Source organism: Paenibacillus radicis (ex Xue et al. 2023) (assembly GCF_024722015.1).
Classification (GTDB): domain Bacteria; phylum Bacillota; class Bacilli; order Paenibacillales; family NBRC-103111; genus Paenibacillus_S.
Map to the genome: position 1 here is coordinate 122,931 of NZ_JANQBD010000019.1, position 14,777 is coordinate 137,707.

The window sequence follows — 14,777 nt, forward strand, 5'->3', positions numbered from 1 at the left end:
AGGTGAGGCATGACATGGAGTTAGCCTCCCGAACGAAAGCGCGGTCATTCACCGTTATTAAAGGCTTTAACTTCTTTATTTACGGCGCGATTGCGATTTACACGTCTTTCTTTCCGCTCTATTTGAAATCAATTGGCATTTCGTCTCTGCAGATCGGTCTGCTGCTGGCTGGAGGTCCGTTCATTTCGATTCTGGCGAATCCGTTCTGGGGTTATTGGAGCGACCGCTGGAACAATATCAAGCGGGTGCTGATCTTGTTGTTGATCGGCAACACGGTTGTGATGCTGAGCGTCTTTTTCAGTACTTCACATACTGTGTTGTTCGCGCTGATGCTGGCGTATTTTTTCTTTCAGAGCCCACTCTTTTCGCAGAGCAATAGTCTGATTCTGGATGTCATCGAGCATACGGGACACAGGTTTGGCTCGTTCCGCCTCTGGGGATCGCTTGGCTGGGCTCTAATGGCGATAGCGACCGGACCTGTTCTGAGCCTGCTCGGCATCGGTCGTTTCTGGGTCGTGTACAGCGTTATGATGCTGGTGGCCATTGGGGTTGCTTTCGCGCTTCCGCGGGGGAATGCACGACCCAAGGAAGATGTGTTTCGCGGTGGGTACGGACGCATCTTTACGAACAAGCGGTTCCTTGCTTTTCTATTGATCGGGGTGCTGATTTCGATCCCGAACGGTATGAATACGACCTTCGTGTCGATTTATATCTCCGATCTTGGAGGGCAGGAAGGACTGATCGGATTGTCGGCTTTCTTGACATCTATCTTTGAGATTCCAGTTTTCCTGCTCTTCGACCGTCTGCTGCCAAAGAACGGCAGAACTATGATTCTGTGTTTGGGTGTGGTTAGTCTTTTGTATGCGGTACGATGGCTGCTGATGTCTTTGGCCACCTCTCCTTATGAGGTTGTAGGCATCCAAATCCTGAACAGCATTACGTTCGGCGGATACTACTACATAGGCACGCAGCTGACCTCTACGCTGATTCCGCGGGAGTACCGGGCCTCAGGCCAGGCGCTGTACGCGCTGAGCTGGGGAGGCGTGTCCGGTATAGTCGCCGGTATTGCCGGAGGCTGGGTGTTCCACTATATGGGCGCGGTGGCTATGTACCGACTCGGAGCCGTGCTTGCGCTGCTCGGAGTTGCGGGATTCCTGATCATGTTCGCTCTGATGAACCGTACAAAGTCCTCCACCGGCTGATGATCATATTGCCGCAACGCGCGTGAATCCCTGGCGCGCGTTGCGGCATTGCATGGCGGTCGGTCGAACCCCGCCGGCTTCTCTCGCGGTGCTGCAAATTCAATGCACCGCGAGAGAAGCCAAATTAGGCTGTAAAATCGCAGAACTACGGAGTGAGGACCAAAGTAGTTCCGCCCGTGCAAGGGTTAAAGGTTAAACGATCACCAGGCTTTTTAGAGTACGAAGAAAACCATAACTCATAATTCTTTGGGAGGCGTAAATACCTATGAATAAGCTTAGGATTGGCGTTATTGGCGCAGGTTCGATTTCTGCTATGCATCTGGATGCGTATGCAGCTAACAAGGAAGTCGAGCTTGTTGCTATTTGTGATATGAACCGTGGACGTGCTGAGGAAAAAGCGGCCAAGTACAACATTCCTAATGTGTACACGGATGTGCACGAGCTGCTGGCAAATGAGGAAGTGGATGCGGTTAGTATATGTACCTGGAACAATACGCATGCCGAGTTTAGCATTGCCGCCTTGGAGGCAGGCAAGCATGTTCTATGTGAGAAGCCGCTATGCCAAACCGTAGAGCAGGCGCTTAAGGTGGAGGAAGCAGTCCGCCGCAGTGGAAAAGTGTTCCAGGTCGGCTTCGTCCGCCGCTACGGCCAGACGACACAGATTTTGCGCCGATTCATTGAAGCAGGCGATCTGGGCGAGATTTATTATGCCAAAGCGAGCTATCTGCGTCGTCTCGGCAATCCTGGAGGCTGGTTCTCCGACAAGGAACGCTCAGGCGGCGGCCCTCTAATCGATATCGGTGTACATGTGATCGACCTGTGTTGGTATTTGATGGGCCGACCGAAGGTTAAGTCGGTAAGCGGCAATACGTACTATAAGCTCGGCAACCGCGCCAATGTAGAGTATTTTTCGTTTTATCAGGCGGCGGATTATGATGCAACCAAAAATGACGTTGAAGATATGGCCAATGCGTTGATCCGATTTGAGAACGGTGCATCGCTTATGGTCGATGTGAGCTTTACCCTTCATGCGGTGAAGAACGACACGACAATTTCGATCCATGGAACCAAGGGTGGCGCCCAGGTTGAGCCTGAGCTGCAAATAGCTGCGGAGAAGCATGACGTGATGATCAACCTGCTGCCCCAGGCCGATCGGCTTTCGTTCGATTTCGTAGCGGGCTTCAATAGCGAAATTGAGCATTTTGTGGGCTGCTGCTTGGGACGTCTAGAGACGTTAAGCCCTGTTGAGGATGGCGTCGAGATGATGAAGATGCTATGCGCCGTATATGAATCCGCGGCATCGGGGCAAGAAATTCGGTTCGATATAAACCGCTGAGGCAGGAGAGGGGAGACGGGCTGATGATGATGACGAATAAAATCGGCGTGATAGTAGATAGCTTCGGCATCGGTGTTCGAGAGGGGCTGCTGAAGGCCCGGGAGGTTAATGCGGATGGTGTACAAATATATGCTGTAAGTGGTGAGATGGATCCTCGGACGTTGACGACTGCTGCCCGACAAGAATTGAAGCGGTACATCAACGAGCTTGGTTTGGAAGTGTCAGCGCTTTGCGGCGATCTTGGAGGCCATGGCTTTCAGGATCATCGTGCCAATCCCGAGAAGGTGGATATGTCCAAGCGTATTCTGGAGCTGGCGCTGGAGCTCGGCACCCGGGTCGTGACGACGCATATCGGCATTGTGCCGGATGATCCGAAAAGTGAGGTATACGAAACGCTGCAGCTGGCGTGCGAGGAGCTTGGGCAGTACGCGAAGAGCATGGACGCTTATTTTGCCATCGAGACGGGACCGGAGCCTGCCGCGCATCTCAAAGCTTTTCTGGATACATTGAGCACAAACGGTGTGTCCGTCAATTTTGATCCAGCGAACATGGTGATGGTGACAGGGGATGATCCGGTAAACGGCGTCTATTTGCTGAAGGATTATATCGTTCATACGCATGTGAAGGACGGTATTCGTCTTCGTGAGGTGGATCCGCGCTTGGTCTACGGAGCACTGGGCTTTGATCCGATGTCCCATGAGCATATTGCGCAGATGGCAGCCGGGGGCGACAGCTTCCGGGAGGTTCCGCTCGGTGAAGGGAAGGTTGACTTTGACCGGTATTTCGCGGCGCTGCAGGATATTGGCTATGAAGGCTATCTGACGATCGAGAGGGAAGTAGGCGAGCAGCCGGAGGAGGATATCCGCAAGGCCGTTCAATTTATTCGTGCCTACCGCTAAGGGGGCGAAACAGATGGAGGGATTGGAGTGAAAACAAGCTTAAGTGTATGGAGCTGTCATAAATACTTTTACGATCAGACATGGAAAAATATCGATTTCATTCGTTTCACCGGTCAGGAGACCTGCGCTGAAGGTATTGAACTGCTGCATCGCTTTTGGTACCCTGATACCGAGAGTCAAGCTATGATCGAACGGGCGCTTCAGCAAGAAGGGTTGGAGGTAGCTTGTGTCGGTGCGAGCAACAACTTTGCGCTGCCTGATGCTGCTAACCGTACGGAGCAGCTCCGCCAAATTACCGAGTCGGTCGATATAGCGGCCGGGTTCGGGGCGAAGGTCGTACGTGTCTTCTCAGGCAACCGGCAGGAGGGGGTTGATTTCGGTGAGGCTCGGAGTTGGATTGTGGAAGGGCTGAAGACGGCAGCAGAATATGCAGGCGCAAGGAATGTTGTGTTATGCCTGGAAAATCATGGACTATTCGCCGGGAAAGCGGAACAGGTTATGGACATTATCCGGGACGTGGACTCCGAAGCTCTGCGCAGCACGTTCGATATGGGCAATTTCCTGCTGGTCGACGAGCAGCCTGGCTCTGCACTTGACGTTTTGCAAACGATGGTAGGCCATGTACACGCCAAGGATTTTACTCGTGTCGCGGGTAGCTATTCCGGCGAATCGTATGAGGCTTTGAGCGGAGACCGCTACGCAGGCAAGGTGCTTGGCGAAGGAAGTGTGGATGTGCGCGGCCTGTTGTCCCGTCTGCAGACGGGTGGCTATAACAGCTGGGTTACAGTTGAATTCGAAGGAGATGACGAGCAGCGACTGGGCTCGATTCGCTCAGTGGAGTATGTGAAGCAGGTGTTGGAGTCCTTAAACAGCTAGTTGCAGCTTCTTGGTTGGATATGTATGGTATATGTATGGCCGACTCATTACTTATTAAATAAAAACTAGGCAACACACTCGCGCACTGTGAAGGAGGAAATTGTTCATGCCAGAAACCCCGTGCCTGTTAATAGACGTACCCACAATGAACGCGAATATCCGTACCATGGCCGAAGCTGCGCTTCGCCATGGTGCTGCGCTTCGTCCGCATGCGAAAACGCATAAGACGCCTTCGATCGCAAAAGCTCAGATGGAAGCGGGAGCCGTCGGCATTACTGTAGCTAAAATATCGGAAGCCGAGGTCATGGCGGCGCATGGCATCGATAATATTTTCGTAGCCTATCCGCTCGTAACGGCATCCAAAATCGAAAGAGCGGTGCAGCTCAGCCGGAAGATCGAGCTGATTGTCGGTGTGGACAGCGATGAAGGGGCACATCGTTTGTCGCAGGAAGCTGGACGGTTGGGCCATGTGCTGCAAGTGCGGTTGGAGATCGATACCGGGCTGAAACGAACCGGAGTGCTTTACGATGAAGCGGTAGCTCTGGCTGGTCGCATACATGCATTGCCCCATCTGAAACTGACGGGCATCTACACGTTCCGCGGTGCTCTGCTAGAAGGCAAGCCAACGTTGGATCTGGAGCGTGCGGGTCGTGAGGAAGGCGAGCTGATGGTACATCTCGCTGAGGCGATGCGTGAGATTGGCATTCCGATTGCCGACGTCAGCGTCGGTTCGTCCCCAACCGGTCTCTACGCCGCTCAAGTAGAGGGCGTTACGGAAATTCGGCCTGGCACGTATGTATTTAACGACCGGATGCTGGAAGCTTTCGGCGTATGCACTTTGAACGACTGCGCGGCTGTCATTGAGGCAACGGTGGTCAGTCGTCCGTCGGAGCAGTACGCAGTCATCGACGGTGGCAGCAAAACGTTCGCAACCGATGTACAGCCGGGAACGAACCCTTTGCAGCTAAAGGGCTTTGGTCATATTCTCGAAGCTCCGGAGGCTGTGCTGGAACGGCTCTCCGAAGAGCATGGGGTCATACGATTGGAGCCGCATCATACGCTTAAGGTTGGCGACCGAATCCATATTATCCCGAATCATGTTTGCAGCACATTGAATCTGCATAATCATATTTATTTCGTGGACGGCCAGCAGGTGGAGAAGGTATCCGTGCTGGCGCGTGGAATGCTTGAGTAAGGCGGCAGGCCGCTGGAGAAAGGGGAATGTCCATGCTTGATTTAATTATCAAAAATGGCAAAGTCGTTGACGGCACGGGTAACCCGTGGTTTTACGGGGATGTCGGCGTGGCGAATGGCGTGATCGCCGCTGTCGGTCGATTGGATGTGGAGGCGCACCGGATCATCGATGCACAGAAGCGAGTTATCTCGCCTGGCTTTATTGATGGGCATTGCCATTCCGATCTGATGATTCTCGACTACCCGCATAGTGAAATCAAACTACGGCAGGGCGTTACAACGGAGGTTATTGGGAACTGTGGCTTGGCTCCTGCTCCGTTCGTTCCGAGCAGGGCGGAGCTTCTGCAGACCTATGTTCAGCCGGTTCTGGGCTCAACGAGCTGGAAGTGGCCATGGGAAACGGTTGGCGAATATATGGCGCATCTGGCCGGATCCCGTCCATCCGAGCATGTGGCGACTTACGTCGCACACGGCGCGCTGCGGATTGCGGCGATGGGTTTTGAGAACCGGCCGGCGACATCAGCTGAGCTGGAGCATATGAAACAGCTGCTGGAGGAAGGTCTGAAGGCGGGAGCCATCGGTTTCTCCATCGGACTGCTGTATGCCCCGGGCAGCTATACGTCCAAGGAAGAGCTGGTGGAGCTATGCCGTGTGCTGCCTAAGTACAACGGGCTGTTCTCCACGCATATTCGCGGCGAAGGCAACAATCTGCTTCCTTCGGTGAAGGAAGTTATCTGGATTGCTGAAGCTAGCGGCGTTTCTTTGCACATCAGCCATCTGAAGGCGGCGGGTAAGCGTAACTGGGGCAAGGCGCTGGAAGCTCTCGAGCTGATCGAAGACGCGCGCGCTCGTGGTCTCGACGTCACCTGCGACGTATACCCTTACTCCGCGGGCTCAACGATGCTGACAACGGTGCTGCCGCCTTGGACACTGGAAGGCGGCATAGGCAGCACGCTGGAGCGATTCCGTGATCCGGCTCTGCGCCAGCGTGTCAAAAAGGAGCTCGGGGAGGAGCAAACGGAGTGGGATAACCTCGTTTGCTCTACCGGCTGGGAGGCGGTTATTGTTTCATCTGTCCGCCATCCCGAGAATGCAGCGCTGGAAGGTAAGTCCATCGCGGAAATCAGCGAAGTGCGCGGCCAGCATCCGGCTGACTGCGTCATGGATCTGCTGCTGGAGGAGGATGGGCAAGTATCCATCGTCTACTTCCACATGGCGGACAACGATGTGGAGCAGGTGGTGGGCTGGGAGAAGTCGCTGATCGCTTCCGACAGCCTGCATTGTGAGACAGGCAAGCCTCATCCGAGGCTGTATGGCTCGTTCCCGCGCCTGTTCTCCCGCTATGTGCGAGAGAAGAAGACGCTGTCGCTGGAGCAGGCGGTGCGCAAGGTGACCTCGTTCCCGGTGCAGCGGTTCAAGCTCGGGAAGCGCGGCCTTCTCGTGCCGGGTTATGCAGCGGACCTGGCAGTGTTCGATCCTGCAACCATTCATGATCGGGCGACCTTCCAGGACCCGCGTCAATATCCGGAGGGTATCTCCCATGTGATCGTCAATGGCAGTGTTACTCTCGATGATGGTGAGCACACCAAAGCCCGCGAAGGAACGCTCATTAGGGCTCAGCATTGCTGCGGCATCGGTCATCACGATCACTAATCAACTATACAAAACAACTGTACTAAACGACTATATTAATCGACTAAACTAATCGACTATACTAAACAACCATACTAAACAACCATACTAATCGACTGTACTAAACAACCGTACTAAACAACCATATAATCGAGCTCGAACTATATATAATCCAACTTTATTTCCAAAGGAGCTATTTCTTATGTCAACTATCGAAGAACGTCTGAAGCAATTAAATATCGAGCTGCCTCCAGTGGGAGAACCTCGTTTCTCCTACATTCCGTGCAACCGGACCGGCAACCTGCTGTACCTGTCCGGACAAGACTGCCGTATCGACGGCGTACTGATGTACGAAGGAAAGGTCGGCAGTGACTTGACCATCGAGCAGGGGCAGGAAGCCGCCCGTCAGGTTATCATCAATTGTCTCGCCGTTATGAAGAGCTATCTGGGTGACCTTGACCGAGTTGTCAAAATCGTCAAGCTGCTCGGATTCGTGAACAGCGCCCCTGGCTTCGGGGACCAGCCTTACGTCATGAACGGCGCCTCGAATCTGCTCATCGATGTGTTCGGCGAAAGCGGGCGGCACGCGCGCTCCGCGATTGGTACGAGCGACCTGCCTTTTCATACGCCGGTTGAAATTGAATTGATCGTCGAAATCAGAGACTAGACTAGTAAAGAAAAGCAGACCAAAACTGTAAGGTTCCAGTTGGTCTGCTTTTTCTGTTATTGCCTTCAGAAAATCATACTTCGTTGACCATTCTCCGACCATCACTCCACATAAATTCCTGCGAAAATGCAGTTATTTTCTACTGAAATTTGCGTTTGAGAAGAATAAACTGCAAAAATACAGTAATTTTCATGCAATACGGTCCCGTTTCAGCTAAGAATGGAAAAAAGATGCACATTTGCATGAATTCAAGAATACTACGATTAACCACCTAAAAGGATGTAAAATTGCAGGTTTTAGGGTAGGCAACGGCTTCGAATCGAATAATATCTTCTGCTTGCTGCCATTGTCGTTCCTAGAGTCATATCAAGAGTCGAGCTGGGTACGGAGCCGAAACGAATGACTTTGTCATGCGCTGATTTGAGCTTTGAGCCCCCAAAAAAACGAGCCTTTAGAATCGCTTCTAAGGCTCGTTTCGTATTTGGGGAGACCTATTCGAATCTCCTGATATCTCCGCTTTTCAAAAGCGGTGGCCTCGCAAAGTGCTGCTTATTCTTTTGACTGGATGAGCGGGTTGGAGTGTAGTAAAATGGATACCAAAATGGTTATCCAAAGGAGAAAGCTATGTGCCGAAATATTAAAACACTTTTCAACTTCGACCCTCCAGCTACCGATAACGAGATTCAGGCAGCATCGCTCCAATTCGTGAGAAAGCTCACAGGCTTCACCGTACCTTCGAAGGCAAATGAGGCAGCATTCAATCGTGCTATTGAGGAGATCACTGTGGTTGCTCAGAACCTGTTGGACTCGCTAGTAACCAATGCTGAACCTCGCAACCGTGAGGTTGAGATCGAACGTGCCCGAGTTAGATCTGCCAAAAGATTCGGATCTGCAGAGGATTAACTTGGAGCTCCTTACTGATACTGAGAAAAATCAATGCTTAGTAAAGTGAAATTAGCTTTGCAGGAAGTATGGACACCGACAACCTTGAGGAAATAAAAGCAGTACCACCCCATGTCAAAAGGTTTTCGACATAGCCTAATGTATCTGCATTAAATGTACCAATGATTCGTTGCAATGCAAGTAAGTCATAGCTCATGCTTTTTTCATCTGTCACAATAGGATATAGCGCTCCCAGAGCAAGAACCTCACCCTTAGTCGGAGTTTTCAGCTTTCCGTTATCATTGTAATATTGCGATAAATAATCGTAGCCCTTATTGCTTATGTCTATGGTAAAAAGCACATCAAGTCGAGGGCTCCCCACACTAACCTTATAGTTATCCTCATAATTCACATTAAACGTATAGTAACTATTATATGCATCGACATCGAACAGCTTCCTCAGAACCTTATTTCTGAAGGAATAAATATAAGAACTAATGTATCCTCCGCTACCTCCGGAATCAATAGTAACTAATATGTCCGCTACTTTATCTTTGTCAAAATCCCCGAGGAACAGTCTGCCATTATAGCCGGCGTTATTCGGAGAATTCACCGTTGTTCTAATTTTGGAATGCCCATCTTGGATGACGAGGGTTATATGATCAGCAAACAATCCTGATTGTCCATCGGGTTTATTGCCGTATAAGTACACGTTATCAAGTATTCCGTCTCCGGTTACATCGGCTTGCTTCATATCCAGTAAAAATAGATTGTTTGACATAGGATTTCTTCCATACATTTGTTGGTATCCTTGAGATTGCCAGCTCATTGCAAGAACCTCCGTTTACGATTTTGTAGAGTTTTTCCATCGTATGCGGATGCCTAGTGGAATGTGTTTTGAAGCTATTAAAACAGCCTGGTGCCTGTTACGGCGCTGGGCTGCTGAATTTTAGAACCATTTTTCCGGATTGGTGGATGTCCTTAAAGGCTTCTATGATTTCTTCTTTGCTGTTCCTAACTTAAGAGAGTCAGATGGATCGTCTTTTAATGGATCGAAGTGCGGCTTTGCCACCTTATTTATCTCTAATCAAACTATCTTTATTCGAAGATTAATATCTTGAATTAAAGATATGTGAGAAGAGATGATATATCATGAGCAGCAAACAAATGTTCACCAACCGAACGCGTATTGAAAGCGCATGAGTATGGTTTATGGAGAAGGCAATAAGACCCTTGACAAGGGAATGCATGTTCGATAACCTCTTAGATGTAATTAAAATACATAAGTAACTATGAGGTGAGGTGGACTAATGCCGTTGTATAAAAAATTGGTGCGTGATGCAATTCCACAAATAATCGAATCCAAAGGGGAATCCTGCATTTACGAGATTTTGGATAATGATAACTATATAATAGAGTTGCGCAAAAAATTAGATGAAGAAGTTATAGAATATATGAAGGCAGACAATCTGGAGGATGCTACTGAAGAGTTGGCGGACATGCTGGAAGTTATTCATGCTTATGCGTCCATTCACGGAGTAAGTATTGAGCAAGCAGAGTCTTTGAGAATGAAGAAGGCAGCTGAAAGAGGCGGCTTTGCGAAAAGGGTTTTCCTGGTTGAGGTATTGGATTAGTTCGAATGCGTATATAGTGTGTAAATAAAATCATCCTCATGGAGAGGGAGAGGAGGCGGCAAAGATCAACATTTATGATACCGTATCTATCCTGGTGGCAGGAGTTGTATTTCTGGCGATGGTATCCATTGTGTATGTGAGCTGGAGGAATGGAATATCGCCTATGCCTTCCTCGGCTCCAACTCGCCTTGCGGTAGCGAACGAGATCAATCAAATCTCAGGTCGTGGCACGATCGTAGAAGCGGGCTCAGGCTGGGGAACGCTTGCACTGCATCTAATGCAGCACTGTCCGGGCTGGAGGATCATAGGGATCGAAAATTCGCCGGTACCTTTGTGGGTTTCGAGAACATGGGTCAGGGTGGCTTTTCCTAAAATATCCGGAAACTCTGAAGCTTCGGCTGTCACACGTGACCCTATTGCCTTCATCCGCGGTGATATTTACGACTATCCTTATGAAAGTGCGGATGTTGTTGTGTGCTACTTGTACCCTGGCGCGATGAAGCGGCTTAGCGTAATTCTTGGGGAGCGGCTGGCGCCGAACGCGCGGATTGTCAGCATTTGTTTCGCACTACCCGGCTGGCGGCCGGAAAGAGTAGTTACATGCGGAGATGTATTCCGTACCAAGGTATACGTATATACCATGGAGGGAAATGATCGTGGGGCGGGTTAAAAGCTAGTAAGGTAGCTTGCCTTTTTATCTTCATCGAATGAGCTTCGAATAGAAGCTTTTCTAATAATATCAGAATTAATAAGTTTTCAGCGGAGCTGAACAATTCTGATATTGCAAGAAAAGCTACCGCTAAGACACGAATGTATCTTCATCGAATGAGCTTCGAATAGAAGCTTTTCTTATAATTCTCATATCTTAGGGTAAACGCTTGCGTTGTGGAGCAATTCGTTCTACAATACTCCCAACCATTGAAATCGCTATCATTTAATAAAGGAATGAAGAACATGGTGGGGAAACTTTTTGCGTTTAACAAGAGCATTTTTGGCAGACTCCTAGCAACTTTTATTCTACTTAGTATTATTCCCATGAGTGTAGTTGGTCTCGTATCTTTTAAAGTTTCTGAGAAGCTGCTGGATGCGCAGGTAAGCAAATCAAATATTGATACACTTGAGCAAATCGACAAAAATATAAGTGTGCTTCTTGACCAAGTCAGTGCAATCGTAAACATCTACAATATGAATGATGAGCTGGAGTCGATGCTAACCAAAACTTATAGCAATATCTACGACCAGCTTCAAGATCAGGCCAAAGTGGAGAACAGTATGCTGCGTTATTCCTTTGCATTTGATTGGCTTAATTTCCAATCCTTTCTCATCGGTCAAAATGGGCTTATCTATACTCAAAACTATCAGAACAATATCGTAGATCCTGACCGCCTTCTGGGCTATCAATGGAATGACTATCTGGCTAAAGTACCTGATAGAATCACTTGGCTTAGCACCCACAAAAGCTTCTTGAAGAACAACGAAGGAGTCAACGTATTTACAGCAGCCAAATTATTACAGACAGCTAATACGAACAAGTCTTATGGCGTATTCGTCTTAAGTGTCAATGAAAATAATTTATATAACATTTATAAAAACCTGTTGAACAATGGGAAGGAAATTTTTATTCTGGATTCTAACTTGAACATCATCTCACACAGCAATAGAGAGCGGGTTGGCGGAAAGATGGAAGGCGAACCTTATGTACAATGGTTATCTGATAACGATGAGAGCTACAAAATTTCCACGATCAACAACGAGAAGTACCTCACTTTATATAAAAAGATAAGCCGGGTGGATTGGTACATTGTCGAGAAAATTCCGATGTCCGCGATTTACAAAGACATCGATGTGTTGAAATCAAAAGTGTTTCTTATTGCCTTTATTTGTGTCTTACTGTCCTTGGCAGCTGCTTTGTTCATTTCTCGAACGATCGCCATGCCGCTTGGGAAATTATCGAGACGGATTCAAACCTATTTGCTAAAAGGAAATTCCGAATCTATCAAATCGCCCTCACCGGTAAATGAGATTAATTTGTTGACCACCGAATACGATAACATGATCAATAAACTTGATCGGACGATTGGCGATTTAGTGAAAAATCAGGAAGAGAAGCGGGTGGCTGAGCTGCAGGCACTGCAAATGCAGATTAATCCCCATTTTTTGTACAATACGCTGAATTCTATTAAATGCTTGGTCTGGGTCCAAAAAACGCATTTAATCGAACCTACCATCAACGCGCTCGTCAATTTGCTCGAACAAACGATTAACCGTAGTGACGAGCTTATCAGCATCCAGGATGAAATCGATAATATCGATCACTATATTTATATTCAACAAATACGAACGTCCCAAACGATCACGATGAATTACAAAATAGATGAACAGCTCATGCCATACAAGCTGCCGAAGCTGCTCTTACAGCCCATCATTGAAAATGCAATTTTCCACGGGATCGAACCGAATAAGACAACCGGCACCATTTCGGTGTATGGATCGTCATACAGAGGCGGCATAAAAATTGAAATTATCGATAACGGAGTTGGAATGAGCGAGGAAGATATCGATCGTATTTTTAACGAAACAGGCAATCAATCCTCCTCACGCTTCAGCGGGATAGGAGTTCGCAACGTCGATGAACGATTGAAATTGAATTTCGGATTACAATATGGTTTAACGATAAATAGCCAGCCTGGGATGGGGACATCGGTTACCCTTACACTTCCAAAAGTACAATGAGATTGAAAGAGGTGAAAGCACATGTATAAGGTCATCATTGTAGACGATGAAAAGCTGTTACGCCAAGGCTTTATCCATATGACGGACTGGTCCGTAAACGGCTTTGAAATCGTTGGTGACGCGTCCAACGGAATCGAAGCATTGGAGCTTGTAGAACGTTATCAGCCTGACATTGTTGTGACGGATATTCGCATGCCTGGCATGGACGGAATTGAATTGACTCGAATCCTTAAGCAGAGATATAAGGACATTCAGGTCATAGTGTTGAGCAGCTATAATGATTTTGAATATGTGAAGGAAACGCTGCAGCTGGGTGCGCTGGACTATATTTTGAAGCCTAAGATGCAATATACCGACTTGGTGAACGCCATGGAAAAGGCCAAAGCGAACAAACATCATAAGGAGCTGGCTAAGGATACTCAAAGCGAACTAAGGAAAAAGTCCATGCAGAGCTTCTTTAAAAGCCTACTGTGTGAGACCAGCCAAACCGATGAGGCGATCCTGGAACAGATTATAGCTTTTAGTCTACCGCTGCAGCCAGGTCCTATGCGTTTAATATCGATTCAACTTGAGCTTCTGGAAACCAATTCTGCCTCGGATGCTCCCCAAGAGGGAGAGTTCACAAATACTATAGTTAACGAATTGCAAGCCATGCTCCTGCAGCAACAGAATGGCTGCTGCTTTGCGGTTAATCCGCTGCAGCTTATCGTCATTATGAACACGTCAGAGGACGAGTACAGGGATCTGATTGCTCCTGCTTTTGCAGCCTGCGATGTGCAGCACTGGCTATGCGTGAGCGAATTGTTTTCCGAATTCAGCGATATTCCTTCGGTATATCAAAGACTGCTGGCCCTCTCGCCGTACCGGTTTTACATAAATTCAGGTTCGGTAATGAAGGAGGCTGAGCTTGCAGAGCTTAAAACCAGCATGGATTTGCCATTTAAAAACTTTAACGAGTACATTGATAAACAAGACTTCCCAGGAATTTACGAGAAGGTGCAGCAGTTCATTACAGACAGCATTCAAACTAAGAATTACATAGACCCCTATGCCATACGGAATGGATTTATTGAAGTTTGCTACTATATTATCCATAGACTTGATGAGATGGGATTAGAGATCGACGAGCTCCACAAGCGCAAGATTACTTTTTTTAAATCAATTGAGAATACCCGGAATGTGACCGATTGTTTACAGGTGCTTAAGCATATATTGAACGAAATTGAAACTTTTTTGAAGGATAGCCGGAATGGGAATTACAGTCCTACGGTAAAATCCATTATTTATTTCATTCATCAGCATTACAGGGAGGATATTTCCTTGCAATCCATCGCGCTTCAATTCCATCTTAACAAAAGCTATCTAAGCCAGTTATTTAAATTGCAAACAGGGGAAACTCTCAATAATTACTTAATAAACCTGCGAATTGATGAAGCGAAAGCACTGTTGAGGCAGTCCAGCTCTAACATTTATACGGTTTGCCAAGCGATCGGTTATTCAAATCCGAGCTACTTCGGTCAAGTATTCAAAAAGGTAGTCGGCATGAAGCCTTCCGAGTATAGCAAATTGTACAATAAATAATGAAAAGCCTGCTGATGGCATAATAAAAACCTAGCGGGAGATGATTTGTTATCACCCCGCTAGGTCCTTTTTAAATCTTAGAGCAGCCCACCTACGTTTGTGTGTCGAGAGGAAGGGGAGGACTTATCCACCTTCACTTAC

At 48.1% G+C, this 14,777-nt stretch carries 13 protein-coding genes; 12 read left to right on the plus strand and 1 reads right to left on the minus strand.

All coding sequences use genetic code 11. The features are described from left to right. The first annotated feature begins 14 nt into the window (after positions 1 to 14). From NV381_RS24465 to NV381_RS24500, 8 genes are all read left to right on the plus strand, one after another. On the plus strand, positions 15 to 1,202 hold the full coding sequence (locus tag NV381_RS24465; protein ID WP_258215912.1) for an MFS transporter: 1,188 nt from the start codon (positions 15 to 17) through the stop codon (positions 1,200 to 1,202). 265 nt (positions 1,203 to 1,467) lie between these two features. Next, positions 1,468 to 2,538 (plus strand): Gfo/Idh/MocA family protein, encoded by a 1,071-nt coding sequence (locus tag NV381_RS24470; protein WP_258215913.1) that lies wholly within the window; start codon positions 1,468 to 1,470, stop codon positions 2,536 to 2,538. Between the two features lie 23 nt (positions 2,539 to 2,561). Beyond that, complete coding sequence (locus NV381_RS24475) at positions 2,562 to 3,437, plus strand: sugar phosphate isomerase/epimerase family protein (RefSeq protein WP_258215914.1); 876 nt, start codon at positions 2,562 to 2,564, stop codon at positions 3,435 to 3,437. 27 nt (positions 3,438 to 3,464) lie between these two features. Beyond that, positions 3,465 to 4,313 (plus strand): sugar phosphate isomerase/epimerase family protein, encoded by an 849-nt coding sequence (locus tag NV381_RS24480; RefSeq protein WP_258215915.1) that lies wholly within the window; start codon positions 3,465 to 3,467, stop codon positions 4,311 to 4,313. A gap of 106 nt (positions 4,314 to 4,419) precedes the next feature. After that, positions 4,420 to 5,508: an alanine racemase gene (locus NV381_RS24485; RefSeq protein WP_258215916.1), complete on the plus strand. Its 1,089-nt coding sequence runs from the start codon at positions 4,420 to 4,422 to the stop codon at positions 5,506 to 5,508. 26 nt (positions 5,509 to 5,534) lie between these two features. After that, positions 5,535 to 7,160, plus strand: a complete 1,626-nt coding sequence (locus tag NV381_RS24490; protein ID WP_258215917.1) for an N-acyl-D-amino-acid deacylase family protein — start codon at positions 5,535 to 5,537, stop codon at positions 7,158 to 7,160. A gap of 181 nt (positions 7,161 to 7,341) precedes the next feature. Then, on the plus strand, positions 7,342 to 7,806 hold the full coding sequence (locus NV381_RS24495; protein ID WP_258215918.1) for a RidA family protein: 465 nt from the start codon (positions 7,342 to 7,344) through the stop codon (positions 7,804 to 7,806). Between the two features lie 624 nt (positions 7,807 to 8,430). Next, positions 8,431 to 8,709, plus strand: a complete 279-nt coding sequence (locus tag NV381_RS24500; protein ID WP_258215919.1) for a DUF2277 domain-containing protein — start codon at positions 8,431 to 8,433, stop codon at positions 8,707 to 8,709. Between the two features lie 37 nt (positions 8,710 to 8,746). Here NV381_RS24500 and NV381_RS24505 read toward each other — a convergent pair whose 3' ends face one another. Then, entirely contained in the window at positions 8,747 to 9,517 is a 771-nt protein-coding gene (locus tag NV381_RS24505; protein ID WP_258215920.1) for a VCBS repeat-containing protein, read from the minus strand. A 481-nt stretch (positions 9,518 to 9,998) separates the two neighbouring features. Between NV381_RS24505 and NV381_RS24510 the strand changes: the two genes are divergently transcribed. From NV381_RS24510 to NV381_RS24525, 4 genes are all read left to right on the plus strand, one after another. Continuing rightward, positions 9,999 to 10,322 carry a nucleoside triphosphate pyrophosphohydrolase gene (locus NV381_RS24510; RefSeq protein ID WP_258215921.1) on the plus strand — a complete coding sequence of 108 codons (324 nt, stop codon included), beginning with the start codon at positions 9,999 to 10,001 and terminating at the stop codon, positions 10,320 to 10,322. Between the two features lie 118 nt (positions 10,323 to 10,440). Beyond that, positions 10,441 to 10,992 carry a class I SAM-dependent methyltransferase gene (locus NV381_RS24515; RefSeq protein ID WP_258215922.1) on the plus strand — a complete coding sequence of 184 codons (552 nt, stop codon included), beginning with the start codon at positions 10,441 to 10,443 and terminating at the stop codon, positions 10,990 to 10,992. Between the two features lie 365 nt (positions 10,993 to 11,357). Next, positions 11,358 to 13,055 (plus strand): cache domain-containing sensor histidine kinase, encoded by a 1,698-nt coding sequence (locus NV381_RS24520; RefSeq protein WP_258215923.1) that lies wholly within the window; start codon positions 11,358 to 11,360, stop codon positions 13,053 to 13,055. 21 nt (positions 13,056 to 13,076) lie between these two features. Continuing rightward, on the plus strand, positions 13,077 to 14,636 hold the full coding sequence (locus NV381_RS24525) for a response regulator transcription factor (RefSeq protein WP_258215924.1): 1,560 nt from the start codon (positions 13,077 to 13,079) through the stop codon (positions 14,634 to 14,636). The last annotated feature ends 141 nt before the right edge of the window (positions 14,637 to 14,777 follow it).

Coding starts and splice junctions, on each gene's coding strand:
- NV381_RS24465 (WP_258215912.1), top strand. CDS start 15: ATGGAGTTAGCCTCCCGAACGAAAGCGCGGTCATTCACCGTTATTAAA.
- NV381_RS24470 (WP_258215913.1), top strand. CDS start 1,468: ATGAATAAGCTTAGGATTGGCGTTATTGGCGCAGGTTCGATTTCTGCT.
- NV381_RS24475 (WP_258215914.1), top strand. CDS start 2,562: ATGATGATGACGAATAAAATCGGCGTGATAGTAGATAGCTTCGGCATC.
- NV381_RS24485 (WP_258215916.1), top strand. CDS start 4,420: ATGCCAGAAACCCCGTGCCTGTTAATAGACGTACCCACAATGAACGCG.
- NV381_RS24490 (WP_258215917.1), top strand. CDS start 5,535: ATGTCCATGCTTGATTTAATTATCAAAAATGGCAAAGTCGTTGACGGC.
- NV381_RS24495 (WP_258215918.1), top strand. CDS start 7,342: ATGTCAACTATCGAAGAACGTCTGAAGCAATTAAATATCGAGCTGCCT.
- NV381_RS24500 (WP_258215919.1), top strand. CDS start 8,431: ATGTGCCGAAATATTAAAACACTTTTCAACTTCGACCCTCCAGCTACC.
- NV381_RS24505 (WP_258215920.1), bottom strand. CDS start 9,517: ATGAGCTGGCAATCTCAAGGATACCAACAAATGTATGGAAGAAATCCT.
- NV381_RS24510 (WP_258215921.1), top strand. CDS start 9,999: ATGCCGTTGTATAAAAAATTGGTGCGTGATGCAATTCCACAAATAATC.
- NV381_RS24515 (WP_258215922.1), top strand. CDS start 10,441: ATGGTATCCATTGTGTATGTGAGCTGGAGGAATGGAATATCGCCTATG.
- NV381_RS24520 (WP_258215923.1), top strand. CDS start 11,358: ATGAGTGTAGTTGGTCTCGTATCTTTTAAAGTTTCTGAGAAGCTGCTG.
- NV381_RS24525 (WP_258215924.1), top strand. CDS start 13,077: ATGTATAAGGTCATCATTGTAGACGATGAAAAGCTGTTACGCCAAGGC.